The sequence below is a fragment of the Burkholderia sp. JP2-270 genome (genome assembly GCF_003233675.1).
In the GTDB taxonomy this organism is placed as follows: Bacteria; Pseudomonadota; Gammaproteobacteria; order Burkholderiales; family Burkholderiaceae; genus Burkholderia; species Burkholderia pyrrocinia_C.
Genome location: NZ_CP029824.1, coordinates 2,964,525 through 2,987,504 on the forward strand (window position 1 = coordinate 2,964,525; position 22,980 = coordinate 2,987,504).

Here is a 22,980-nt window from a genome sequence, read left to right on the forward strand (position 1 = left end):
CGTGGCTTTCGGGCGCAGCCGTTATGCGGTTTTCACAGAAGTTCGAGCGCCAGCGCGATTCCCTGTCCTCCGCCAATGCATAGCGTCACGATACCGCGCCGGCCCCCACCACGCTGCATCTGGTGCAACAGCCGGGTGGTCAGTACGGCCCCGCTCGCACCGATCGGATGTCCGTGCGCAATGGCTCCGCCCTCCACATTTACGATGTCTTCCGCGAAACCGAGTTCACGCGAGCAAGCCAAGGCGATCGCCGCGAACGCCTCGTTGATTTCCACGCAATCCACGTCGGCGACAGACCAGCCAGCGCGTGCGATGGCCTGTCGCACTGCCGGAATGGGGCCGAGTCCGAACAAACTCGGCTCCACCGCTCCCACGCCGTAACTGACCAGCCGTGCCATCGGTGTCAGGCCATTGCTTTCGGCCCAGGCGCGCCCGGCGACAAGCATCACAGCCGCCCCACTGTTCAAGCCGGGCGCATTGCCCGCGGTAATCGTCCCGTCCTTGCGAAAAGCCGGCTTGAGCTTGGCAAGCGATTCGGCGCTGGTGTCTGGCCGGTTGTGCTCATCGCGGTCAAAGACCGTCGCTCCCTTGCGACCTGGAATCTCCAGCGGCGCGATCTCGGCATCGAAGAGACCTGCGGCCTGGGCCTTCGCGAAACGCTGCTGGGAGCGAAGCGCCCATCGATCCTGGTCTTCTCGCGAGATGCCGCACTTCATGACGAGATCCTCGGTGTGCCAACCGGAATGCTGACCGCTGAAAGCATCGTTGAGTCCATCGAGCAGCATGCTGTCGAACAGTGTCACATCGCCCATCCGCGCGCCCCAGCGTCCCTGCGGCAACAGGTAGGGGGCGCGGTCCATGCTTTCCATACCCCCTGCGACCGCGCAGTCGATCATGCCGGCCCAGATTTCGTTGGCCGCGCTGGCAATTGCCTGCGCGCCTGACCCACACACGCGGTTAACCGTGAGCGCGGGAACTTCGACCGGCAAGCCTCCAGCAATGCCAGCCTGCCGTGCCGGGTTCATTTTCACACCCGCCTGAATGACGTTGCCCATTACCAGCGATTGAATCTTGGCAGGCGGCAATCCGGCGCGCTTGAGGCTTTCGCGGATAACGGCAGCGCCAAGCGTTGGTGCCGCTACGTCCTTGAGCGTCCCACCATAGGTTCCTATCGCGGTGCGTACCGGGCTGCACAAGACGACGTCAACGTTGCTCATGGCATTACTCCTCAAAGGAATCGTACGAACTCAGGGTGGTACGGCAGATCGTGCCCGCAATGCGGTTGCGGGGGGATGCTGTCAAAGACGGTGCCGTATTTCTTCAAGCTTGGATGCTGCAATCCTGTACGGTGGCGTGGTCATCGGGACAGGTCTGTTCGCGGACGAAATGTGCCTTTCATGATGTCCAGGGGCGGTCCTAGCCATCTTGACGTGTATCAACGCGCCCACCATCATCGCCCGGCAACCTGAATCACGGTGATGAACGAGCCACCATCAGCGACAGATCAGGGAGGTTGCCTTGAAAGACATCGATCGGGGTTACGGGGCCGTCGCGCGGACGGTGCGGCTCCTCTCCCTCGTGTCTGCGGTCGCAGTCGCTGCGATTGCCATGAATTCACGTAGTCGCGATCGCGTCATGTCGGTATCCACCCGGTAGAGCAAAGAAGCGCGTGCCCGCCGTATGATTTCACTCAACCGTCGAACAGGATGCCGGCGCCAGGCTCCGGCACGATTCCAGGTGGGATATTCCATGAAACGCCGTTCAGCAACAGTCGTCGCTGCATCGATTCTGGCCCTGCTCGGCATGGTGGTTGTTTCGCCGTTCGCCCTTGCCGATGCCACCGCACGCCAGAAGGAGGTCGCGCAACACGGCGCGAACGTGATGCTGTTCTCGCTCGCGGCCACCACCCACATCTTCACGAAGACGGCCGACGGCGGCATCCAGCGGGTCGTCACGAAGCGCCCCGACGCGCGGCAGACCGCGCTGATCCGCGGACATCTCGCCGCGATCGCCCGTCGCTTCTCGGCGGGAGACTTTGGCGCGCCTGAGCAGATCCACGGCAACGACATGCCGGGCCTCGCTGTATTGCGTGCGGCCCGACGCGGTGAGCTGACTATCGACTATCACGACGTGCGCCGCGGCGGCGAAATCGTGTATCGCAGCGAGCAGCCTCGTCTTGTCGCCGCGCTGCACGACTGGTTCGATGCCCAACTGTCCGACCACGGACACGACGCGATGGCCGGGCACGATCCGGGCGCGATGCATCACCATCCGGCAGACGCTTCGACGCCATGAACGCAGCGGAGGATTGAAATGAGTACGCCGGTTGAGGACATTCGCCGGGCAACCGCCACGGACTTCGACCGTATCCGCGCGTTGCTGGATACCTGCGGGCTACCGGCGAGCGACCTCACGGCACGGAGCCTCGACGGCTTCCACGTCGCCGTGCGCGACGCCGGGATCGTCGGGGTGGCGGGACTGGAACAAGCCGGCGACGCGGCCCTGTTGCGTTCGATCGCCGTTCACCCGCGCCTGCGCGCATCCGGTCTGGGTACCCGTCTTATCGACGCTTCCGTTGCGCTAGCGCAAACGCGATCGCTGCGCGCGCTTTACCTTATTCCGAATGATGAAGCCGCCCGCACCTTCTTTGCGCGGCGCGGCTTCACGCAGATCGAGCGAACCCAAATTCCCGAGCTGATTCGCGGTCTGCCCGAATTCACGCACCTTTGCCCGCAGACGCATCCGTGCTTGTGGAAACCGCTGCATCCCGATTGTGCCGAGGCCCTGCCATGAAGAAACTCGAAGTGTTCGATCCCGCGATGTGTTGCTCGACGGGTGTTTGCGGTGTCGATGTGGACCCCGTGCTGGCGCAATTCGCCGCGGACCTGAAATGGGTCGAGGCACACGGCGTCACCGTGTCCCGCTACAACCTGGGCCAGGAACCGCAGGCGTTCGCCGCCAACTCCGCGGTGGTCAAGGAAATGGAAGCCGGCATGGAACGACTGCCGATCCTCGTGATCGATGGTCACATCGTATCGACGGGCATGTATCCGTCGCGCCAGCAGCTTGTGCGGAAACTCGGCATCGCGCTGACCACGGCGGAAAAACCACACATCAAGGCCGGCAGCTGCCGCGTGCCGGGCTCAGGCTGTTGCTAGAGAGCGACCATGTCCCTGCCTGAAACGCAAACCCGAAATCTCTTTTTCACCGGAAAAGGCGGCGTCGGCAAGACTTCGCTTTCCTGTGCCACCGGTCTCGCCATGGCAGATGCCGGCAAGCGGGTGCTCATCGTCAGCACGGATCCGGCCTCCAATCTCGACGAGGTACTCGGCGTCGGCTTGAGTCAGTTGCCGACGCCGGTGCCCGCCGCGCCGGGCCTGTTCGCGTTGAATATCGACCCCGAAGCGGCCGCGCAGGCCTACCGGGACAGAATGGTCGGACCCTATCGCGGCGTCTTGCCCGCGGCGGCGATCCGCAATATGGAAGAGCAGTTTTCCGGCGCCTGCACGGTCGAGATTGCGGCCTTTGATGAATTCTCCAAACTGCTCGGCGACCCGGCCGCGACGGCCGATTTCGATCACGTAATTTTCGATACGGCGCCGACGGGGCACACGCTGCGCCTCCTGACCTTGCCTTCGGCGTGGAACGAGTTCATCTCGTCGTCGACGGGCGGTGCCTCCTGCCTCGGGCCGTTAGCCGGACTGGAAAAGCAGAAGGCGCTGTACGCGGCGACCGTCGAACGCCTGTCGAGCGCAGCGCAAACGACCGTCGTCCTGGTGAGCCGGCCCGAAGTCGCCGCACTGCGCGAAGCGAATCGCACGCGGCACGAGCTGGCCGAACTCGGTATTCGCAACCTGGTGCTGGCGATCAACGGCCTCTTTGCCACAGACCGCACCGACGACGCGATTGCGACCGCCATGGCGCAGCGCGCGCAACAGGCGCTGGCCGACATGCCGTGCGAGTTGGCTGGCTTACCGCAGACGCGCATTCCGTTTCTGCCGCGCGGCACGGTCGGGCTGGACGCGCTGCGCGACATGGCGCATCCCGAGCGTGTGCGCATGCCGACCGAACGCCGGATGCCCGAAACCATCTTGCCGCCGGACCTGGGCGGCCTCGTCGATGAGCTGTCGGCGGCGAGCCACGGCGTGATCATGACGATGGGCAAAGGCGGCGTGGGCAAGACCACGGTAGCGGCGGCAATCGCAGTCGCGCTGGCGGGCCGCGGACACGACGTGATCCTCTCGACCACCGACCCGGCCTCGCATGTGGCCGCGACCGTCGATGGCGTCGTGCCTCGGCTGAGCGTCACTCGCATCGACCCGGTGCGCGAAGTGCAGCAGTACACCGAAGAAGTGCTGGGCAAAGCGGCATCCCATCTCGATGCGGGCGGCCGGGCGATGCTCGAAGAAGATCTGCGCTCGCCCTGCACGGAAGAAATCGCCGTCTTCAGGGCTTTCGCGCGCACGGTCGATCAAGGCAAGTCAGGCTTTGTGGTGCTGGACACCGCGCCGACCGGGCACACCATTCTGCTGCTGGACGCAGCAGAGGCCTATCACCGCGAAGTGATGCGCACCCAGGGCGACATGCCAGAGTCGGTCCGCCAGTTGCTGCCGCGTTTGCGCGACCCGAACTACAGCCGGATTCTCATCGTCACGTTGCCGGAAGCGACGCCCGTTCACGAAGCGGAACGGCTGAGCGCCGACCTCGCGCGCGCGGGAATTACGCCGTACGCGTGGGTCATCAACCAGTCGTTGCTGGCGAGCGGTACGACCGACCCGATGCTGTGCCAGCGGGGCACTTACGAGGTGCCGTTCGTGCGCCGCGTGGCGGACGATCTGGCGCAGCGCACCGCGCTCATTCCGTGGCTCCCAGAGGCACCGGTCGGGCCAGTTGGCCTCGAGCACGTGATTAAGTCGCGGGCGACCGAGTAGTGCAGTGCACCGCCCACCGCTTTTAAGCTCAATGGGCCGCGTGACCGCCGGAATTCGAATCAGGAGATGGGACGAAAGCGCATGCCTGCAGACCTTGAAGTTGTAGTCATCGGCGGTGGCCAGGCCGGGCTTGCCACCGCCTACTTCCTGTGTCGTGCGGGGCTCGACTATCTCGTGCTGGATATGCGTCGAAGATCGAGGTGTCGACCACGATCGCGCGCCAACCTGATTCGCGGCAATCAGCGAGACGATGCGTGGATCGATAGCTTTCCAGCGAGAGCGCCACTGTCAACGCGACATGCCGTGCTTTGCGCCTGCTGACCCTGGCCTCCCGCAATTCATTCCAACTCAGCGTGACGACCGAGCTCACAACGCCGGCGACGCCGCCAACTTTCAGCAGATCCATCCAGCCGCTCTGCTTCAGATACTCGATCCACTGAAGCCCCATACCCACCCCCATGTCCTTACGTCGGCCCCAGTATACGGGGCGGCTAACTTCCGATGCCTATGTGATTCCGAGCGAAAGTGAACTTGGGCGATCGAATTCCCGAATCCTGACCCGATTCACGCTTACTGCACCGTTCGCCCCGAGATCCAAGACACCTCAATCACTTACGCTCCGGCCGCGAAAGTTGTTCACAGCGTTGCCCCCAGAGACTGTGAATAACCGGGGCTTCGTCATTCTTCCCGTGAAACTCCTGCCTTGGCCTGCGCCTGGCACCTTATTTCCTGCCCTGTCCCGCGACCGTAGCCAAGCGCTGGACGGCATCAAGGGGCGAGGGACCGGGTTGCCCGCACCATCCCTCGCCTCCTTCCTTGACACCGTCCAGCGCTCGGCTCCTTGGATCGCACGGGCAGGAAACAGGGTGTCAGGCAAAAGCAAAAGCCAATCCCGAGTTCCACCGGGAGCGTTTTCCGCGTGAGCGGCACGGTCATCCCACAGCCCGCCGTTCAACCCTTTTTGCTGTGGAGATTGCCATGCAACTCGCTTCTTCTTTCCATTACAGTTCCCCGATGCTTCGGGCCGACTCACCCCTCTCAGACGACCAGATTCGCCGCGTTGCACCGTCCATCTTCGGCGACGGCAAGCACGAAAGTCGCTCGGAGCGCTACACCTACATTCCGACCATCGACGTATTGCGAGGCCTGCGTAATGAAGGATTCCAGCCATTCATGATCTGCCAAACGCGCGTGCGCGATCAGGGCAAGCGCGACTACACGAAGCACATGCTTCGCCTTCGCCACGCCGAGCAGATCAACGGCGACGAAGCCAACGAAATCGTGTTGCTGAACTCGCATGACGGCACGAGTAGCTATCAGATGCTCGCCGGCTTGCTGCGCTTTGTCTGCCAGAATGGCATGGTTGCGGGCGACAACGTCGCCGATATTCGCGTGCCGCACAAAGGAAACATCATTCAGAACGTCATCAATGGTGCGTTCGACGTGCTCGACGGTTTCGAGCTGATTCGCGAACAAAAGGAAGGCATGCGCGACGTTTCGCTGAACCGTGACGAGCAGCATGCGTTCGCCCGCTCCGCGCTCGCGCTGCGCTACGATCCAACCGATGCCGAGGCTCCTGCCCCGATCACCGAAAGCCAGTTGCTCGCTCCCCGCCGTTTCGAGGATCGCCGTGACGACCTCTGGACGGTGTTTAACCGGGTGCAGGAAAATCTCACGAAAGGCGGGCTGCATGGACGCTCGCGCACCGGGCGTGCAATGTCCACACGCCCCGTTACCGGAATCGACCAGAACGTAAAGCTCAATCGCGCCCTATGGATGCTGGCCGACGCCATGCGCCAAATGAAAGTGTAAGTGCCGTAGGGCGGCATCGCGTCGCCCTACTCAAACCAATCCCGTCAGGATAACTATTCGATTTTTTCCTGACAGGCTCTCCTTAAGTCCGTCATATAAGCCATATCACTGCTAGCAAACGGTAGTTGGCGAAGTTTGCGCGGCTCCCGAATATTCTCACCGACCGGGACGTCCCGACCTCGAGTAACAGGCGCGCGAGCGCACCGGGCGACCTCACCGCGCCAATTGCACATGATCTGTCAGCTTGGCGAACATCGTGCCGTATATCGCACGCCAGCGCAGCAGTTCCGCCCGCTCACCAATATGCATCGTTTGCGCCGCCTTCCCGACCGACAGGCGCTGGCTACGTAACTCGTCCGCGACGCGATCCGCAAGGTCGGGAAAATCCAACGATTGGCCTTGTGCTTCAACGGCGTTGCGTAATTGCGAGTCCCGATAAAGGGTGAATTTATCTGGCGAACCAAAGTAGCCATTGCGCACAACATGCGTGATTGCGTTGGGGAACGTCGCGCCGAACTTGAGCAGCAATTCGAGACTATCGCGTTGCCGGTTGATGACCCACAACACGACCAGACGCCGGGCGAGCTCATCGAGCGCGCTAGCGAGCGTTCCTCCGTACTGCTCGACACCCGCCTGACTCCGGGCTGCCGTGTTGACGACAACGATCGCGTCCCGGTGCGTATCGCAGAAGTTAACAAAGTCGATCCAGCCGCTGACGTCGTCCAAATTACATGACGCGCACTCGATTTCGGCATGGACCGCCTTCATGACATCAGGATTGGACGTGTCCGTCTCCACCAGCACGACGTTGATGTCCGTGCGTTGCAGATAGTCGACCAGTGCCAGCGTCACAAAACTCTTGCCGACACCACCCTTGCTACCACCAACCATATAGATGGGGGGATTTTGCCTTGCCATGTGAGACCTCTACAAGTTCTCGGTATCCGGGCTGATCGGAAATCCAAGAAAGCCCTGTACCTGTTGCCCCGGCCTGGTTGTCCCCGTGTTCTCTTTCTGCTGCAATCCCGTGCGCGGCGGGTTGTCGCGTGACGCATTGGCCCGTGCTGACTTCCTGCCTCGAGCAGGCGCTGTCGCCTGCTCTCGTGCCGTGTCTCGATTGCCTCGCCGAACCCTTCCCTTTCCGTCCGCACGGCGCATCGCATATCTCAGCGAATTGAGATTCACGTCGATGCCGTCTTGCGCGGCCTGCTCTATCAGTTCATACAACGTATATCCCTTCTCCCGCGCCGCCACGATCTGTGTCTGTATAGATTTGACACCGTCCCCGACCTTGACAGGTTGCGCGTCTTTCGGTTTTTCCGGCAGCGCATCCAGCCTACGACCGAACGCTGCCCACTGTCCTCGAGTAAATCTTCTGGCAACCGACATGACGACCTCCGACGCACACCCTTCACTGCATCTTGCGCACGCGTTTACGCTCCGTCAACCCTCGTTCTATGTCGTTTTCGAAGCAAACAGAATGTAGAGGAATGCATAGGAATATGACGGAAAAAGAAATATTTTTGCTCTCGTCAGACGCCTCATCTGACTTCTCATTCGCGCGCGTATGGACACGAATTGCAGTGAACACTGCTGCCCGTCGATTCGCGCTGAATAGCAATCCACAACGCATTCGATGCCACCGGCGCGCACTCGGCATTCACCTCTTCTGCCCGGTCCTTTCAACGCCAGCGCAACACGCGTGCACCGGCGTTACGCAGACATTCACCGCCGCGCCACTGCGGACCAAACTCGGGTACCACCGGCACGACCCGACGCGGTGCGTCGGACGCACCAATCACTCAAGACATGCTTTCAGGCATTCACCATGCGTTTACACGTGATGCGCTCGAGATCATGCGATCGTGTATGCCCGGCTCACTTCTTGACACCGCTGCATCAAACGCGCCGCACACGGCAACTATACGGACGCAATTTCAGAATGCGCATAGCTTGCACATCACGCATACGGAAGTCACGCTCGGCAGAGAATACAAGATGAAAAATGAGTGACTGCAGGATAGGCTTGCGCCGGTTCTGGGCGCCATGCACCTCTGCACTGCGCGGAATAGACGTTAGAGCGATGAAACGCGGCTTCGCGACCGGTGGAAGTTCGGCTACTGTCCGGCTGCGCCCTCGGCTCTGCAATAGTCCGCATCACCCTTCTGACAACATATGTCAATGGTGAGCAGCACACACTAGGAAGTACATCGAGTCCGGGCCATCGCAGGTGATACCGCCAGTCCATATCTAATGAGGCCGGTCGCCATCATAGTGCTGTCCGTTAAGGTTGGCTGTGTCGAAGACGCCGGTCATCGTTTCTAGGCAGGGCCGTTGACGGGACTTCTTCTAGCCGAAGAGACATTGGCCCTACACGACGTCCCGAATTCGTCTACAGATCACGATCGTCAGATCGTACGATCCGTGAACGTGCCGACCTCTTAGTTCCCCTACGAATCACCGTTCTTTTTCACACGGTGGGTTGATCCCCCCATGGTGTCCATAAGCGCCAGCATTGCAATGCGCTGATCTGCGTCGAGAGCCCTGTATCTAGTCAGGATCTGCTGTTCCTCAACAGTCGATGCAAGCGTCGCGACCCTCCCGGTAAGCAAGTAGTACACGTCCACGCCGGCAGACGCCAGTCCGACGAGGTAATCGGAATTCGGTCGGCGCGTCCCTCGCTCGTAATGAAACTGAGCCTGCTTGTGGACCCCGCCCAGCTCTGCAAATTCGGGCTGGGTCAAGCGCATGCGCTTGCGTTCCTGCTTGAGGCGTGTCTGGAAATCATCCATTTGTCATATTTCGTTCGTTGACAATGGTACAAACGAGTACTAATCTCGTCATACCATTTGACTTCTCGATGTTACCGCACGTTGTTGAGCGGGGCCCCATCATGCCTGCTCGCACAAGCGGCGAATCGGTCCGGAGGAAACCATGGCCAACTACATACTCCGCGGCGCGCTACCGGTCGGTGCCCACTTTCGCCATGCACACGCCGAAAACCTCGCCAGCAAGTTGACCGAACAGGTCAATGTCGATGTTTATTTTGCCACCGACACAGTTGCGCACTGTCTAGTCATCTGCCTCACAGGCGGACTATTACCGAACGCATGGCTCGCGGTGGAAAAAGTGCTTGCCGACTTTGCGCAGAAACACGCAAGCGCCGCTGCAATTTTCACAAGGAATTGGGCCGGCGACGTTTCATTCTTGCCGCTCGGCCTAGACCGGCATATCGACCTCTCCCGAGATTCCATTATCTGGACTCGCACACCAGAGCATTGCCCGTCGACGGCGCATGGCGACTCCTGACTTTTCTCCCGAACGCCCAGCACGGCAGCACGCCGTCGCATGGTCGCTGGCCGCCTGTCCCACGCCGGAGCATCCAGTCAGTCGCTTAACCTGTCCGGCGAAACATCAGCGGAGTGACGATCATGGAGATCGAAGATGCCCTAGACAAGGGCGAATATGTATTGTGCGGCGCGATGCCAGTGGACACAGATATGGAGCTCGAGCATCTCGAAAGCGTTCGTCGGCACTTGGGCGGCATTGCAGACGTATATCTCACGCGTGACGATGCAGCGAACACGGTCGCAATCCGCGTATCTGGATCCATTTCGCGTGACGATGCGAAAGTAATCGACCGACGGATCCAGAAATTTGCACACGATCATTGCAGCGCCGGGGCCATCCTGTGGCGCGGATGGAACAATTCGTGGAAATGGTTCGTGGTGGGGCTGGATTGGCAAGCTCAATGCCTGCTGAAGCTTGCAGCAGCTGAGGCGCAGTTCGAGCGCCTTGAGGAAAGAGGCTTCGATTTCATTTTCTGGGTCCATTTGGCTGCGGCCTCCGACAGCGGTCACAATCAACGTGGCACCTCGGTCGGTCGCCTTTCAATTGAGGCAGAAAGGCTGGAGTGACTTGTGATCAGTTTTACGACAGCGGCAACGTCGACAGTGCTGCACAAGTTGTGCGGGGGCGGGCGACGTCGCTACAGCCGGAATACCGATCGGACGCCGCCTCGCTCGGTGGAAGTCCGTGCCGTTCCCGCGAGAACCACTCAACGTGTGGGGGCAAATGTGGGGGCAAAATCCGCCCCAAATGGAAAAGGACTTACGGCTTTCACCGTAAGTCCTTGATTTTCCTGGTCGGGGCGAGAGGATTTGAACCTCCGACCACCTGCACCCCATGCAGGTACGCTACCAGGCTGCGCTACGCCCCGAAAGAAGAAAAGTATAACAGACACTTTTCCGATTTAGAATCGGGTCGCATGCATTTTGTGAATGTTCTTGTGAAATTTTTTGGCGTGCCGGTGCCGATACGAGTGAAGCCGCGCATGCTGGCGCGATCTGCGCTCCCACTGCACGGCGTCCGCATCGCATTCACCGCTTGCGCGCAACGCAGATGACCGTCAGGCCGGCAACGCGGTTGAACCGGAACATCGGCAACTCGACGCGACAGATCGTCTTGAGCAAGCCGTTGACGAACGGATGGTGCCGGCGCAATTGCGACGCCGGCTCGCGCGGATGCCGACGCGCCCGCTCGCCCAGCCGCAGCGCTGCCGCGAGCGGAAACGTGAGGCCGAAGTAATAGGCGCCGCGCTCGACGTCGAGCCCCGCACGACGAACCACATCCTCGAGACCGCCGAGCGTATACCTGCGCTTGTGCTCGAGAAAATCGTCATGGCCGCTCCAGAGGAACTTGAACGCGGGAACCGTGATCAGGAACCGGCTGCCCGGAGGCGCCCCCTTCACATACTGCGCCAGCAGCCCGACATCGTCGTCGACATGCTCGAGCACGTCCATCAGCAGAACGAGATCGGCATCGAATCGCTCGACGGACCGCCGAAAGTGGATGGGCTTGCCGGCCGTCTCTTCGTCGGTATCGTCGGCGTAGCTCGTATCGACACACCACGCTTCCGTCGCCTGCGTGCGTTCGAGCAAGTGCTTCGAGAAGAAGCCGGAGCCTGCACCGACGTCGAGTATCCGGTTCGCGCCCGGCGCGCCCAGGAACCGACGGATCGCGCTCGCCTTCGACGCGTAGTACCAGTGATCGCCCACACCCGCACCCAATACGTCGACTTCCTTCAGATCCATGACGCTTCCCCATGATGGCCAAGTGTTCTGATCCGTACAGCCATAAAGCTGATCTTACCTCGCCGTTGCCGCCAATCGCACCTGTCGACGCCGCACGGCCGGGAAGGATCGCACCGGCTGGGCGACCGCGATTCTGCACACGATCCTCGGCCTCTCCCGGCAAACGATTTTCGCGGACTACCTGCTGACCAAGGCGTCGTACGGCTCGATGACGTCGTACATCGTGAACGGACTGCAACTCGACCAGGCGACGCTGAACGCAACCCGGCAGCGCATGCTGGTCTGATCGGCCCCGCAGGCGAGCACGACGGTGCCGGATCGCACGCCTGCTTCGACCACATCGTCTGCCGCTTCACGAATCCTTTGAAAACCCGCGCCGGCCAAGGCTGGCAGCGGGTTCGCCCGTTCGTCGAAAAACACGTCGGCCGAGGGTCCGCACAAACCAAACGACCGTTTGATCCGGCCGCCCCGCCACCCCGAATCCATTGTCCCGCAACTCGTCGGCCCGCCGCGCCCGGGCGCCCGTTGTTTGGTAACGCCGCTCTAGCGCGCTATGACACACTGCACGGCATCGACGCTCGCGCCGTGCGGTGGCGTGCGCCGCCGTCGATCACGACAAGACATGGAGACAGACGATGCGGAATGCGGTCCGGCGCGGCCATCGCTCGCCTTTGGCAATTTTCGACTGGATTTCCGGCCCGCGACGCGCGGCCGCCCCGGTCTCGCACAAGACAGCCCGCGTGTTCGGCTGCGGCGCGCTGGCGCTCGCGCTGCTCTGCACCGGTTGTGCGGAATCGTCCGCGCAGCGCGACGGCAACGCGTCGGTCGCGTCGACGAAGATCGAGCGCACCAAAGCCGAACGCCTCGCCCGCGAGCAGCAGATCGCGCGCACCGTGCCGTCGCTCGCATCGATCGGCCTCACGCAACCGCGCCCGTTCACGCTGCGCGACTCGGGCCAGAACGGCGCGATGACGTTCCTGCGCGACGTCGACTTCCGCATCGTCAACAACCTCGGCTTCTTCATCCATCGGTTGTCGGCCACGCTCGTGCCGACGCAGGCCGGTGCGCCGATCGTGTTCGACGATCCGACCAGCTTCGAGATCGACGTGCACGAAGGCACGGTCACGCTCGACAACGCGAAGCTGACCGCCCTCTTCAATACCTATATCTTCGGTTACCGCAACGCACCGCTGCGCAAGCTCGCCGTGTCGGCCGGCGACGGCGTGATCCACCTGCAGGGCGAAATGCAGCGCGACGGCTGGGTGCCGTTCTCGCTGACCGGCACCCTCGCGATCCGCGACGGCAGCCAGCTCGTGTTCCACCCGACCGGCGTGCGCGTGTCGGGCATCAACGCGCAGCCGGTGATGCGCGCGGCCAACGTGAAGATGGCCGACCTGCTCAAGGTCCAGACGCCGATCGCGCAGCTCGCCGGCGACGATCTCGTGATGTCGGTCGACAAGCTGATGCCGCCGCCGCGCCTGAAGCTCACGATGACCGCGCTGCGCGTGACGTCGGCCGGCCTCGACCTCGCGCTCGACGACGGTTCGCACGCGGGCTTCGCGATGCCTGCGAACGCGCCGCAGCAGTCGATGTACATCCGCGGCGGCGACGTGAAGTTCATGCGTTCGATGCCGATGAACGCGGACATCCTGATCGGTCCGGTCGATTCGACGAAGCGCGACCAGAATTTCGTGTTCGACCTGTATCACTATCGCGACCAGGTGTCGGCCGGCTACTTCAATTTCGACGAAAGCGGTGCGATGGCCATCCGCATGCCTTCGTACACGGGGCCGGCCAGCGGCGCGCTGCTCGGCAGCGCGACCGCACGCCTGAACGACAGCTTCCTCGCCGCGCAGCAGAATGCGCTGCGCGACGCGCGCCAGCACTGGGAAGCGTACGCGCTCGCGGCGGACACGGCGCGACCGGGCATGCAGAAGGTGGCGATACGGCGCACGTCGACCACGCCGTTCAACGAACGGCACGTGTCGAACCGCAACCCGACGATCCATCTGCGCAACGTCGACTTCAACCTGTCCGGCGATATCGGCTTCCATGTCGAGGATCTCGACGTCGAACTCGTGTCGAAGCGGCCCGGCGAGCCCGTCGACCTCGACGATCCGAACCAGTACGACATCCGCATTCTCGGCGGCACGGTCGTCGAGTCGTGGAAGGCAATGTCCGCGCTCTTCAACAACTACCTGCTCGACTACTCGCCGCGTTCGCTGAACGACCTGCAGCTCAGTGCGGACGGCCAGAACCTGCGCGTCCAGGGCGGCATCAAGCTGTGGAATCACGTGCCGGGCGTCTGGCTGCCGACCGACATGAAGGGCTCGCTGGCGGTACTCGACGACCGGCACCTCGCGTTCAAGCCATCCGAGGTGTCGGTGCTCGGCATTCCGCAGGCGAAGCTGCTGCGTTCGCTCGGCATCGAGCTCGCTTCGCTGACGCCGCTGCAGCGCCGCGGCGCGGAACTGCGCGGCGACACGCTCGTGCTCGACCAGTACACCGTGTTCCCGCCGCCGGTGCTGAACGGCAAGCTCCGGCAGGCAACGGTCGAGCGCGACGGGCTGCGCCTCACGTTCCGGCGGGCGGCGAGCGCGCCCGCGCCGAAGCGGCCGCAGATCGATGCGCCGAGCTACATGTGGATGGAAGGCGGCGACATGAAGATGTTCAACGTGCTCGAACTGAACGTGCGCGCGCTGATCCGGAATTCGGCCGAGGCCGGCCCGATGCGTTTCGACCTGTACGGCTATCGCAGCCAGGTCGCGCAGGGCTCGGTGAGAATGCTGCCGGACGGCACGCTGGTCGTCGACATGGGGCAGAAGAATCCTCTCGCGTCGCGCTGATCCGCGTGCGCGACGCGCGTGAAAAAGCCCGGTGGCGCTTCGCCGACCGGGCTTTTCATTTCGTCCTTCGTACTTCGCGCTTCAGTCGTGCTTCAGTCCGTCGATCACGTCGAGCAGCGCCTGCCGCAACGCGATGACGTCGACGGTTGCGCCCGGCTTGCCGGGCACGCGCGCGTCGACGGCCTGCACCTCGGCGGATTCGACCGGTTCCGCTGCGGCCCGCCCGCCGCTCGGCGAATCGAGCCGGTTGCGTGCACCGTTGATCGTGAACCCCTGCTCGTACAGCAACTCGCGAATCCGCCGGATCAGCAGCACTTCGTGATGCTGGTAATACCGACGATTGCCGCGCCGCTTCACCGGCCGCAGCTGAGTGAATTCCTGTTCCCAATAACGCAGCACATGCGGCTTGACCCCGCACAGTTCGCTGACTTCGCCGATCGTGAAGTAGCGCTTCGCGGGAATCGGAGGCAAAACGACTTTCTCAACCGTGGTGGTCATCGTCGGTTAACCGTCGGTAAAGGGTGCGCGGCGGCCGCGCGGAGACGTCAGCGCGCGGGGCGTTACTCCGCGCCGTTTTCGACCAGCGCCTTCAGCTTCTGGCTCGCGTGGAAGGTTACCACCCGGCGGGCCGCGATCGGAATCGCCTCGCCCGTCTTCGGATTGCGGCCCGGACGCTGCGGCTTGTCGCGCAGCTGGAAATTGCCGAACCCCGACAGCTTGACGCTTTCGCCGTTTTCAAGCGCGTCGCGGATCACCTCGAAAAACGCCTCGACCATGTCCTTCGCTTCACGCTTGTTCAGCCCGACACTGTCGAACAGCAGCTCCGCCAGCTCCGCCTTCGTCAGCGTGGGCGTCTCGGTAGACGCCGGCGCCGAAGCGTCGCGGTTCATGGCGCTGCGTTGCGCCGTCAGGAGGGCTTCGAATTCACTCGAGGTCATGTCGTTCATATCTGCCATACAGCGCGTTGAATCAAAACTTACGATGGGAAAAAGCCGCCCGCAAGCGGGCGGACCCTCTCCTTAGCCGCGCAGGCGCGCACCGGCACGAGCCATCCGCTCGACCAGCGTCTGGATCGCCTGATCGACGACCTCGTCCTGTAGCGTGCCAGCCGCGTCCTGCAGCGTCACGCGGAAGGCAAGGCTCTTCTCGTGCGCGGCAAGACCACCGGAAGTATTTGATTTTGCACGAAATTCGTCGAAGAGTACAACCTTCTGAACGAATCGGCAGGCTTCTTCGGCAAGCGCCTTCTTCATTTCGTCGAAAAGTGCCTGAACCTCGACCGCCTGATCGACGACAACGGCGATATCGCGACGTACCGGCGGGAATTTCGACACGTCGGTCGGCGCGGGCAGCGCACGCGCAATCAGCGCGTCCGCATCGATCTCGAACATCACCGGCGCGTGCGGCAGCTCGTACTTCTGCATCAGGCGCGGGTGCAGCTCGCCGATCCAGCCGACCGCGCGGCCATCGACCTCGATCCGCGCGCTGCGGCCCGGATGGAGGGCCGGATGCTCTGCCTTCACGAAACGCGCGGCCGCGGGCGCGAGCAGTGCCTCGAGATCGCCCTTCACGTCGAAGAAATCGACCGCGCGGGTCGCTGCGCCCCACTGCTCGTCGAGTGCCGGACCGTACGCAAGCGCACCGACACGCTTCGGCTGCGCATGACCTTCGACGGCCAGCTCGCCGGCCTTCACCGACGGATCGGCGAGGAACACGCGGCCCGACTCGAACACGCGCACGCGATCGGCGCGCCGGTTCAGGTTGTGGCGCAGCACGGCGATCAGGCTGCCGAACAACGTCGTGCGCATCACCGAAAGCTGGCTCGCGATCGGGTTCAGCAGCCGGATCGGGTTGTCGTTGCCTGCGAAATCGTGCTCCCACTCCGCATCGACGAAGCTGAAGTTGACGGTTTCCGCATAGTCGCGCGCGGCGAGCGCATGACGGATATCGTGGATCGAGCGCCGCGTCTCGTTGGTCGCACGCATTTCGCTCGTCGCGACCGGCGGACGTGCGGGGATCTTCTCGAAGCCGTAGATACGCGCCACTTCCTCGATCAGGTCTTCCTCGATCTCGATGTCGAAGCGGTGCGACGGCGGCGTCACGAGGAACGCGTCGTCTTCGCGCTCGAACGGCAGGCCGAGGCGCGTGAAGATGCTGGCGATTTCGTCGGCGCCGATCTTCACACCGATGATGCGGTTCGCGCGCGACACGCGCATCTTCACCGGCGCGCGCTGCGGCAGGTTCACGGATTGATCGTCGACCGGGCCGGCCTTGCCGCCGCAGATCTCGAGAATCAGCTGCGTGATGCGCTCGACGTGCTCGACGGTCGTCGCGTAATCGACGCCGCGCTCGAAGCGATGGGCCGCATCGGTCGAGAAGTTGTACTTGCGTGCACGGCCACGGATGCTGTCCGGCCACCAGAACGCGGCTTCCAGGTAGATGTTGGTCGTGTCGAGCGTGACGGCCGTGCTGTCGCCGCCCATGATGCCGGCCAGGCTTTCGACCTGGCGGTCGTCCGAAATCACACCGACCGTTTCGTCGAGTTCGACCGTGTTGCCATTGAGCAGCTTCAGCGATTCGCCGCGCTTGCCCCAGCGCACCTCGATGCCGCCGTGGATTTTGTCGAGATCGAACACGTGCGACGGGCGGCCGAGCTCGAACATCACGTAGTTCGAGATGTCGACGAGCGCGGACACGCTGCGCTGGCCCGAACGCTCGAGGCGCTCGACCATCCACTGCGGCGTCTTCGCATGCGCGTTCACGCCGCGGATCACGCGACCAGAGAAGCGGCCGCACAGATCGGGAGCGGCAATGCGCACCGGCAGCGTTTCGTCGAGCTCGACGCGCACCGGGCGGATGTCGACCGGCGTCAGCGGCGCGCCGGTGATCGCGGCCGTCTCGCGCGCGATGCCGAACACGGACAGGCAGTCGGCCTTGTTCGGCGTCAGCTTGATTTCAAAGATCGTGTCGTCGAGATTGAGCGTCTCGCGGATGTCCTGACCGACCGGCGTGTCTTCCGGCAGGATCAGCAGGCCGCTGTGATCCTCGGACAGCTTCAGCTCGCGCGCCGAGCACAGCATCCCCTGGCTCTCCACGCCGCGCAGCTTCGACAGCTTGATCGCGAACGGCTTGCCGCCCTCTTCCGCCGGCGGCAATTCTGCGCCGACCAGCGCGACCGGCACCTTGATGCCGGGCGCCACGTTCGGCGCGCCGCAGACGATGTTCAGCGTCGCGCCGGTGCCGGCGTCGACCTGGCAGACATTGAGCTTGTCCGCATCCGGATGCTTGACGACTTCGAGCACGCGGCCGACGACGATCTTCGACGTCGGCGGCGCAGCCTTGCTCAGCGATTCGACTTCGAGCCCCGCCATCGTCAGCGCGTGCGACAGTTCGTCGGTCGTGAGCTGCGGGTCGACAAAGGTTCTCAACCAGGATTCAGGGAATTGCATGGATGTCTACGTTCGAAACAGGTTAGATCGACGCCCGGGCCCCATCGGATCGTCCGTCGGGGCGTGCTCGGGCACAGGTCGGCGCGGCGAGCGGCGTTATGCGAACTGGCGCAGGAAACGCAGGTCGTTCTCGAAGAACAGCCGGAGATCCTGGACACCGTAGCGCAGCATCGTCAGGCGCTCGAGGCCGCTGCCGAACGCGAAGCCGATGTAACGCTCGGGATCGAGGCCCATGTTGCGAATCACGGTCGGATGCACCTGCCCCGAGCCGGAGATCTCGAGCCACTTGCCCGCGTTCTTGCCTTGCTCGAACATCATGTCGATTTCGGCCGACGGTTCCGTGAACGGGAAATACGACGGACGGAAGCGCACGAGGATGTCGTCGCGCTCGAAGAATTTTTTCAGGAAGTCGGTATAGACGCCCTTGAGGTCGGCGAAACTGATGTTTTCGTCGATCCACAGCCCCTCGACCTGATTGAACATCGGCGAGTGGGTCGCATCGCTGTCGACGCGATACGTGCGGCCCGGCGCGATCACCTTGATCGGCGGACGGTTCATGCGCGCGTAACGCACCTGCATCGGGCTCGTGTGCGTGCGCAGCAGCAGCTGGCGGCCGTCGGCGTCCTTGCCTTCGACATAGAAGGTGTCCTGCATCGAACGCGCCGGATGGTTCTCCGGGCTGTTCAGCGACGTGAAGTTGTACCAGTCGGTCTCGATTTCGGGACCGTCGGCCACGTCGAAACCGATCGAGCGGAAAATCTGTTCGACGCGCTCCCAGGTGCGCATCACGGGGTGCAGGCTGCCTGCACCGGCGCCGCGACCCGGCAACGTCACGTCGATCGCCTCGGCGGCGAGGCGCTGGTTCAGCAGCTCGTCGGCGAGTGCCTGGCGACGTGCGGTCAACGCGGCTTCAACCTGCTGCTTCACGACGTTGATGCGTGCGCCTTCGGTCTTGCGTGCTTCGGGATCGAGCTTGCCGAGGCCCTTCAGCAACTCGGTCAGCGCACCCGACTTGCCGAGAAATCGTGCTTTCTCGTTTTCGAGCGTGGTGATGTCGGCAGCCTGTTCGAAGGACTGCTGCGCGTCGGCGACAATCTGGTCCAGATCCATAGATCCCATCATTTCCAACGTCATTCGGTCTTGGCGAGCGAAATCGCCCGTCAACAAAAAACGGCCCCCACGCTCTCTGGCTCTGCATGGGACCGGAGTAAGCGCCAAAGGCGCCAACTCCGGATCGACACGTTCGCTGCCCCCCCGAGGGGGCGATCGGCCCTCTTGGGGCGACCCAGCGAGGGCCGATAAAAAAAGGGGCTCGGAAGAGCCCCGTTTTCGCTGCAGCGGCCGAGACTACCGGATCGTCGCTGCAACTAACCACGCAGTGCTAATTTCGCAATTAGGCTGCAACGGCGGCTTTCACCTGCTTGACGATCGCAGCAAAAGCAGCCTTGTCGAACACCGCCATGTCGGCCAGCACCTTACGGTCGAGTTCGATCGACGCCTTCTTCAGGCCGTTGATGAACACGCTGTAGGTCATGTCGTGCTGGCGAACTGCCGCGTTGATACGCGTGATCCACAGTGCGCGGAACACACGCTTCTTGTTGCGGCGATCGCGGTACGCGTACTGGCCAGCGCGCATCACCGCCTGCTTGGCGATGCGGTAGACGTTATTGCGGCGGCCGCGATAACCCTTGGCCAGGTTGATGATCTTCTTGTGGCGGGCCCGTGCGGTTACCCCACGTTTGACTCGAGGCATGTTTCTCTCCTTAGAGTATCGATTGAGGGGTTACGCGAACGGGAGCATCGCGCGGACGGAGTTCAGATCGGAATCATGAACTGCCGTTGCGCCGCGCAGATGGCGCTTGTTCTTCGTGGTTTTCTTGGTCAGGATGTGGCGCTTGAAGGCTTGACCGCGCTTGACGGTACCGCCCGGACGCACCACGAAGCGCTTTGCAGCGCTCTTCTTGGTCTTCATCTTAGGCATGACGAATAACTCCAGTTTATTAGATGGCGATGGGTGTGCGGTTGGCTTGCGCCCTTGACCCGCCCTTCGAAACCCAGTCCACTTGTGTACGGCGTACCGCTTGCGCAGCCGCCGTCATTGTTGGCGCGCCGCCCTGACCGGGCAACGCGCCGAACCACTTCCGAACCTGCGCGCGAAGCGCGCGAGCCCGTTACTTCTTTTTCTTCGGCGAGAGCACCATGATCATCTGGCGCCCTTCCATCTTCGGCATCTGCTCGACCTGGCCGACTTCCTCGAGATCCGTGCGCAGACGCTCAAGCATCCGCATACCGATTTCCTGGTGAGCCATTTCGCGACCGCGGAAACGCAACGTGATCTTCGTCTTGTCGCCCTCTTCGAGGAAGCGCACGAGATTGCGGAGCTTGACGTTGTAATCCCCGTCATCGGTACCCGGGCGGAACTTGACTTCCTTGACCTGGATGACCTTCTGCTTCAGCTTCGCTTCGTGCTGCTTCTTCGATTCCTGGTACTTGAACTTGCCGTAATCCATCAGACGGCAAACCGGGGGAACCGCTTGCGGCGCGATTTCCACCAGGTCAACATCCAGTTCTTCCGATTTACGGAAAGCATCAGCGAGTTTTACGATACCGAGCGGTTCGTTCTCGATCCCGACCAGACGCACTTCCGGCGCAGTGATTTCACCGTTGATGCGATGCGACGACTTATCAGTAGCGATGTTACGTTTCCTCTAAAAATTAAAAAAACGAGCCGCGCTGCCAGGGCGGTTACTTGAACGAGCGCAGGTCTTCCTGCAGACGCTCAACGAAGGCATCGACCGGCATCACGCCAAGATCGACGCCGCCACGGGCACGCACGGCTACCGTTTGCGCATCACGCTCCTTATCGCCCACGACGAGGAGATAAGGCACCTTTTCCAGCGTGTGCTCGCGTATTTTATAGCTAATCTTCTCGTTGCGCAAATCGGCCGTCACTCTAACCCCTTGTTTTTGCAACGATTGGGCCAGAGATTGTGCATATTCGACCTGACTTTCGGCAATATTGAGCACAACAGCCTGCATCGGCGCGAGCCAGACCGGCATTGCACCAGCGTGGTGCTCGATCAAAATGCCGAGGAATCGCTCCATCGAACCGACGATCGCACGGTGCAGCATCACGGGCCGGCGACGGCTGTTGTCTTCCGCCACGTACTCGGCGCCGAGGCGTTCCGGCAGCATCATGTCGAGCTGCAGCGTGCCGCACTGCCACGAACGGCCGAGCGCGTCCTTGATGTGGTACTCGATCTTCGGACCGTAGAACGCACCCTCGCCCGGCAGCTCTTCCCACTGGAGGCCGCACGCCGTCAGCGCTTCACGCAGGCCCTGCTCGGCACGGTCCCACGTTTCGTCGGAACCCATGCGCTGCTCCGGACGCAGCGACAGCTTGATGTCGATGTGGTCGAAGCCGAAATCGCCATACACGCTCATCGCGAGCCTGTTGAACGCGATCGACTCGGCAATGATCTGGTCTTCCGTACAGAAGATGTGCGCATCGTCCTGCACGAAGCCGCGCACGCGCATCAGGCCATGCAGCGCGCCCGACGCCTCGTTGCGGTGGCACGAGCCGAATTCCGCGTAGCGCAGCGGCAGGTCGCGGTACGAACGCAAGCCGTGCTTGAACACCTGCACGTGCCCCGGGCAGTTCATCGGCTTGATCGCGTAGTCGCGCTTCTCCGACTCCGTCGTGAACATGTTCTCGCGATAGTTCTGCCAGTGGCCCGACGCCTCCCACAGCGAGCGATCCATGATCATCGGCGTCTTGATCTCGAGGTAGCCGGCTTCGTTCACGCGGCGGCGCATGTACTGCTCGACCTGCTGCCACAGCGCCCAGCCCTTCGGATGCCAGAACACCATGCCCGGCGATTCTTCCTGCATGTGGAACAGGTCGAGCTGCTTGCCGAGCTTGCGGTGGTCGCGTTTTTCCGCTTCCTCGAGCATGTGCAGGTACTGATCCTGGTCTTCCTTCTTCGTCCAGGCCGTGCCGTAGATGCGCTGCAGCTGCTCGTTCTTCGAATCGCCGCGCCAGTACGCGCCTGCGACCTTCATCAGCTTGAAGACCTTCAGCTTGCCGGTCGACGGCACGTGAGGGCCGCGGCACAGATCGGTGAAGCCGCCGTGCGAATACAGTTTGATTTCGTCGTTCTGCGGAATCGACTCGATGATCTCGGCCTTGTACTTCTCGCCGAGGCTGCGGAAGTAACCCGCAGCCTCGTCGCGCGACACGACACGGCGCGTCACGGGCTCGTCCTTCTTCACGAGCTCCTGCATGCGCTTTTCGATCTTTTCGAGATCTTCCGGCGTAAACGGACGGTTATACGAGAAGTCGTAATAGAAACCGTTGTCGATCACGGGGCCGATCGTCACCTGCGCATCCGGATACAGGTCCTTCACCGCGTACGCGAGCAAGTGCGCCGTCGAGTGACGGATGATGTCGAGGCCGTCGGCATCCTTGTCCGTGACGATGGCGAGCGACGCGTCGCGGTCGATCACCGCGGACGTATCGACGAGTTCGCCGTCGAGCTTGCCACCAAGCGCAGCCTTCGCAAGGCCGGGACCGATCGAGGCTGCGACCTCGGCAACTGTCACCGGATGCTCGTATTGTCGAACTGAGCCGTCAGGCAAGCGTATCGAAACCATAGCAATCTCCGTGATGCCGACAGTGGGCGGCAGACCAGGCACGCGATGTAAAAGTCACGCGCGGAATTTTCGCGACAAAAAAAATGCGGCCCCGCTTTCGAGGGGCCGCATTCGATACTTCACTCAAACTGAAAGGGCGAAAACGTTCCTCGACTAGCGTCGCTCCGAAGTGATTTCGGTCAACGTTCGCGGTGTC

Annotated in this window: 22 protein-coding genes, 1 tRNA gene and 1 pseudogene; 10 read left to right on the forward strand and 14 right to left on the reverse strand. The window is 62.3% G+C overall.

Annotation, left to right across the window (positions count from 1 at the left end; genetic code table 11):
* Positions 1-32: 32 nt before the first annotated feature.
* A complete protein-coding gene (locus DM992_RS13990; protein WP_091925752.1) occupies positions 33-1,217 on the reverse strand; it encodes an acetyl-CoA C-acetyltransferase in 1,185 nt (394 codons plus the stop codon).
* A 532-nt stretch (positions 1,218-1,749) separates the two neighbouring features.
* On the opposite strand from DM992_RS13990, the gene DM992_RS13995 reads away from it, so the two are divergent.
* The 6 genes from DM992_RS13995 (at position 1,750) to DM992_RS14020 (ending at position 6,743) form a co-directional block, all read left to right on the forward strand.
* Positions 1,750-2,295, forward strand: coding sequence for an aspartate carbamoyltransferase (locus tag DM992_RS13995; protein WP_091925749.1), 546 nt, complete (start codon positions 1,750-1,752; stop codon positions 2,293-2,295).
* An 18-nt stretch (positions 2,296-2,313) separates the two neighbouring features.
* The gene (locus DM992_RS14000) at positions 2,314-2,793 is read left to right on the forward strand and encodes a GNAT family N-acetyltransferase (protein ID WP_091925746.1); all 480 of its coding nucleotides are present in this window, start codon (positions 2,314-2,316) and stop codon (positions 2,791-2,793) included.
* Positions 2,790-3,158: an arsenite efflux transporter metallochaperone ArsD gene (gene arsD, locus DM992_RS14005; protein WP_091925743.1), complete on the forward strand. Its 369-nt coding sequence runs from the start codon at positions 2,790-2,792 to the stop codon at positions 3,156-3,158. The genes DM992_RS14000 and arsD overlap by 4 nt, the downstream gene beginning before the upstream one ends.
* 9 nt (positions 3,159-3,167) lie before the next feature.
* Positions 3,168-4,931 (forward strand): arsenical pump-driving ATPase, encoded by a 1,764-nt coding sequence (gene arsA, locus DM992_RS14010; RefSeq protein ID WP_111017233.1) that lies wholly within the window; start codon positions 3,168-3,170, stop codon positions 4,929-4,931.
* An 81-nt stretch (positions 4,932-5,012) separates the two neighbouring features.
* Complete coding sequence (locus DM992_RS42720) at positions 5,013-5,252, forward strand: FAD-dependent oxidoreductase (protein ID WP_239511285.1); 240 nt, start codon at positions 5,013-5,015, stop codon at positions 5,250-5,252.
* A 657-nt stretch (positions 5,253-5,909) separates the two neighbouring features.
* Positions 5,910-6,743 (forward strand): DUF932 domain-containing protein, encoded by an 834-nt coding sequence (locus tag DM992_RS14020; protein WP_111017234.1) that lies wholly within the window; start codon positions 5,910-5,912, stop codon positions 6,741-6,743.
* 213 nt (positions 6,744-6,956) lie between these two features.
* Here the strand turns inward: DM992_RS14020 and DM992_RS14025 are convergent, their stop codons facing one another.
* From DM992_RS14025 to DM992_RS14035, 3 genes are all read right to left on the reverse strand, one after another.
* On the reverse strand, positions 6,957-7,661 hold the full coding sequence (locus DM992_RS14025; protein WP_111017235.1) for a protein mobD: 705 nt from the start codon (positions 7,659-7,661) through the stop codon (positions 6,957-6,959).
* 9 nt (positions 7,662-7,670) lie between these two features.
* Positions 7,671-8,132 carry a hypothetical protein gene (locus DM992_RS14030; protein WP_080938721.1) on the reverse strand — a complete coding sequence of 154 codons (462 nt, stop codon included), beginning with the start codon at positions 8,130-8,132 and terminating at the stop codon, positions 7,671-7,673.
* A 1,061-nt stretch (positions 8,133-9,193) separates the two neighbouring features.
* A complete protein-coding gene (locus DM992_RS14035) occupies positions 9,194-9,535 on the reverse strand; it encodes a helix-turn-helix transcriptional regulator (RefSeq protein ID WP_111017236.1) in 342 nt (113 codons plus the stop codon).
* 142 nt (positions 9,536-9,677) lie between these two features.
* Between DM992_RS14035 and DM992_RS14040 the strand changes: the two genes are divergently transcribed.
* Positions 9,678-10,052, forward strand: coding sequence for a hypothetical protein (locus tag DM992_RS14040; RefSeq protein WP_111017237.1), 375 nt, complete (start codon positions 9,678-9,680; stop codon positions 10,050-10,052).
* 122 nt (positions 10,053-10,174) lie between these two features.
* Entirely contained in the window at positions 10,175-10,660 is a 486-nt protein-coding gene (locus DM992_RS14045) for a hypothetical protein (protein ID WP_111017931.1), read from the forward strand.
* Positions 10,661-10,885: 225 nt separating this feature from the next.
* On the opposite strand, the gene DM992_RS14050 is transcribed toward DM992_RS14045, so the two are convergent.
* Positions 10,886-10,962, reverse strand: a tRNA-Pro gene (locus tag DM992_RS14050).
* Between the two features lie 160 nt (positions 10,963-11,122).
* Positions 11,123-11,836 (reverse strand): methyltransferase domain-containing protein, encoded by a 714-nt coding sequence (locus tag DM992_RS14055; RefSeq protein ID WP_111017238.1) that lies wholly within the window; start codon positions 11,834-11,836, stop codon positions 11,123-11,125.
* 94 nt (positions 11,837-11,930) lie between these two features.
* Between DM992_RS14055 and DM992_RS14060 the strand changes: the two are divergent.
* Together DM992_RS14060 and DM992_RS14070 are read left to right on the forward strand one after the other, a co-directional pair.
* Positions 11,931-12,122, forward strand: a pseudogene (locus DM992_RS14060) (tyrosine-protein phosphatase); the annotation flags it as partial.
* A gap of 349 nt (positions 12,123-12,471) precedes the next feature.
* Positions 12,472-14,682 carry a hypothetical protein gene (locus DM992_RS14070; RefSeq protein ID WP_111017932.1) on the forward strand — a complete coding sequence of 737 codons (2,211 nt, stop codon included), beginning with the start codon at positions 12,472-12,474 and terminating at the stop codon, positions 14,680-14,682.
* An 81-nt stretch (positions 14,683-14,763) separates the two neighbouring features.
* Here DM992_RS14070 and DM992_RS14075 read toward each other — a convergent pair whose 3' ends face one another.
* The 8 genes from DM992_RS14075 to thrS form a co-directional block, all read right to left on the reverse strand.
* Positions 14,764-15,180, reverse strand: coding sequence for a MerR family transcriptional regulator (locus DM992_RS14075; protein ID WP_111017239.1), 417 nt, complete (start codon positions 15,178-15,180; stop codon positions 14,764-14,766).
* Between the two features lie 62 nt (positions 15,181-15,242).
* Positions 15,243-15,629 (reverse strand): integration host factor subunit alpha, encoded by a 387-nt coding sequence (locus tag DM992_RS14080; RefSeq protein WP_006486093.1) that lies wholly within the window; start codon positions 15,627-15,629, stop codon positions 15,243-15,245.
* Positions 15,630-15,701: 72 nt separating this feature from the next.
* Positions 15,702-18,131 (reverse strand): phenylalanine--tRNA ligase subunit beta, encoded by a 2,430-nt coding sequence (gene pheT, locus DM992_RS14085; protein ID WP_111017240.1) that lies wholly within the window; start codon positions 18,129-18,131, stop codon positions 15,702-15,704.
* 96 nt (positions 18,132-18,227) lie between these two features.
* The gene (gene pheS / locus DM992_RS14090) at positions 18,228-19,241 is read right to left on the reverse strand and encodes a phenylalanine--tRNA ligase subunit alpha (protein WP_162631676.1); all 1,014 of its coding nucleotides are present in this window, start codon (positions 19,239-19,241) and stop codon (positions 18,228-18,230) included.
* Between the two features lie 283 nt (positions 19,242-19,524).
* Entirely contained in the window at positions 19,525-19,884 is a 360-nt protein-coding gene (gene rplT, locus DM992_RS14095; protein WP_004192938.1) for a 50S ribosomal protein L20, read from the reverse strand.
* 30 nt (positions 19,885-19,914) lie between these two features.
* A complete protein-coding gene (gene rpmI / locus DM992_RS14100) occupies positions 19,915-20,112 on the reverse strand; it encodes a 50S ribosomal protein L35 (RefSeq protein ID WP_004191477.1) in 198 nt (65 codons plus the stop codon).
* Between the two features lie 190 nt (positions 20,113-20,302).
* Positions 20,303-20,827 (reverse strand): translation initiation factor IF-3, encoded by a 525-nt coding sequence (gene infC / locus DM992_RS14105; protein WP_071734130.1) that lies wholly within the window; start codon positions 20,825-20,827, stop codon positions 20,303-20,305.
* A 49-nt stretch (positions 20,828-20,876) separates the two neighbouring features.
* The gene (gene thrS / locus DM992_RS14110; protein ID WP_111017241.1) at positions 20,877-22,784 is read right to left on the reverse strand and encodes a threonine--tRNA ligase; all 1,908 of its coding nucleotides are present in this window, start codon (positions 22,782-22,784) and stop codon (positions 20,877-20,879) included.
* Between the last annotated feature and the right edge of the window lie 196 nt (positions 22,785-22,980).

Excerpts from the sequence above, each read along its gene's own strand:
- DM992_RS14055 (WP_111017238.1), bottom strand. The coding sequence starts at position 11,836 with ATGGATCTGAAGGAAGTCGACGTATTGGGTGCGGGTGTGGGCGATCAC.
- DM992_RS14030 (WP_080938721.1), bottom strand. The coding sequence starts at position 8,132 with ATGTCGGTTGCCAGAAGATTTACTCGAGGACAGTGGGCAGCGTTCGGT.
- rplT (WP_004192938.1), bottom strand. The coding sequence starts at position 19,884 with ATGCCTCGAGTCAAACGTGGGGTAACCGCACGGGCCCGCCACAAGAAG.
- rpmI (WP_004191477.1), bottom strand. The coding sequence starts at position 20,112 with ATGCCTAAGATGAAGACCAAGAAGAGCGCTGCAAAGCGCTTCGTGGTG.
- DM992_RS14075 (WP_111017239.1), bottom strand. The coding sequence starts at position 15,180 with ATGACCACCACGGTTGAGAAAGTCGTTTTGCCTCCGATTCCCGCGAAG.
- thrS (WP_111017241.1), bottom strand. The coding sequence starts at position 22,784 with ATGGTTTCGATACGCTTGCCTGACGGCTCAGTTCGACAATACGAGCAT.
- DM992_RS14070 (WP_111017932.1), top strand. The coding sequence starts at position 12,472 with ATGCGGAATGCGGTCCGGCGCGGCCATCGCTCGCCTTTGGCAATTTTC.
- DM992_RS14045 (WP_111017931.1), top strand. The coding sequence starts at position 10,175 with ATGGAGATCGAAGATGCCCTAGACAAGGGCGAATATGTATTGTGCGGC.
- DM992_RS14025 (WP_111017235.1), bottom strand. The coding sequence starts at position 7,661 with ATGGCAAGGCAAAATCCCCCCATCTATATGGTTGGTGGTAGCAAGGGT.
- DM992_RS14000 (WP_091925746.1), top strand. The coding sequence starts at position 2,314 with ATGAGTACGCCGGTTGAGGACATTCGCCGGGCAACCGCCACGGACTTC.
- DM992_RS42720 (WP_239511285.1), top strand. The coding sequence starts at position 5,013 with ATGCCTGCAGACCTTGAAGTTGTAGTCATCGGCGGTGGCCAGGCCGGG.
- pheS (WP_162631676.1), bottom strand. The coding sequence starts at position 19,241 with ATGGATCTGGACCAGATTGTCGCCGACGCGCAGCAGTCCTTCGAACAG.
- DM992_RS14035 (WP_111017236.1), bottom strand. The coding sequence starts at position 9,535 with ATGGATGATTTCCAGACACGCCTCAAGCAGGAACGCAAGCGCATGCGC.
- DM992_RS13995 (WP_091925749.1), top strand. The coding sequence starts at position 1,750 with ATGAAACGCCGTTCAGCAACAGTCGTCGCTGCATCGATTCTGGCCCTG.
- DM992_RS14040 (WP_111017237.1), top strand. The coding sequence starts at position 9,678 with ATGGCCAACTACATACTCCGCGGCGCGCTACCGGTCGGTGCCCACTTT.
- arsD (WP_091925743.1), top strand. The coding sequence starts at position 2,790 with ATGAAGAAACTCGAAGTGTTCGATCCCGCGATGTGTTGCTCGACGGGT.
- DM992_RS14080 (WP_006486093.1), bottom strand. The coding sequence starts at position 15,629 with ATGAACGACATGACCTCGAGTGAATTCGAAGCCCTCCTGACGGCGCAA.
- DM992_RS14020 (WP_111017234.1), top strand. The coding sequence starts at position 5,910 with ATGCAACTCGCTTCTTCTTTCCATTACAGTTCCCCGATGCTTCGGGCC.
- pheT (WP_111017240.1), bottom strand. The coding sequence starts at position 18,131 with ATGCAATTCCCTGAATCCTGGTTGAGAACCTTTGTCGACCCGCAGCTC.
- arsA (WP_111017233.1), top strand. The coding sequence starts at position 3,168 with ATGTCCCTGCCTGAAACGCAAACCCGAAATCTCTTTTTCACCGGAAAA.
- DM992_RS13990 (WP_091925752.1), bottom strand. The coding sequence starts at position 1,217 with ATGAGCAACGTTGACGTCGTCTTGTGCAGCCCGGTACGCACCGCGATA.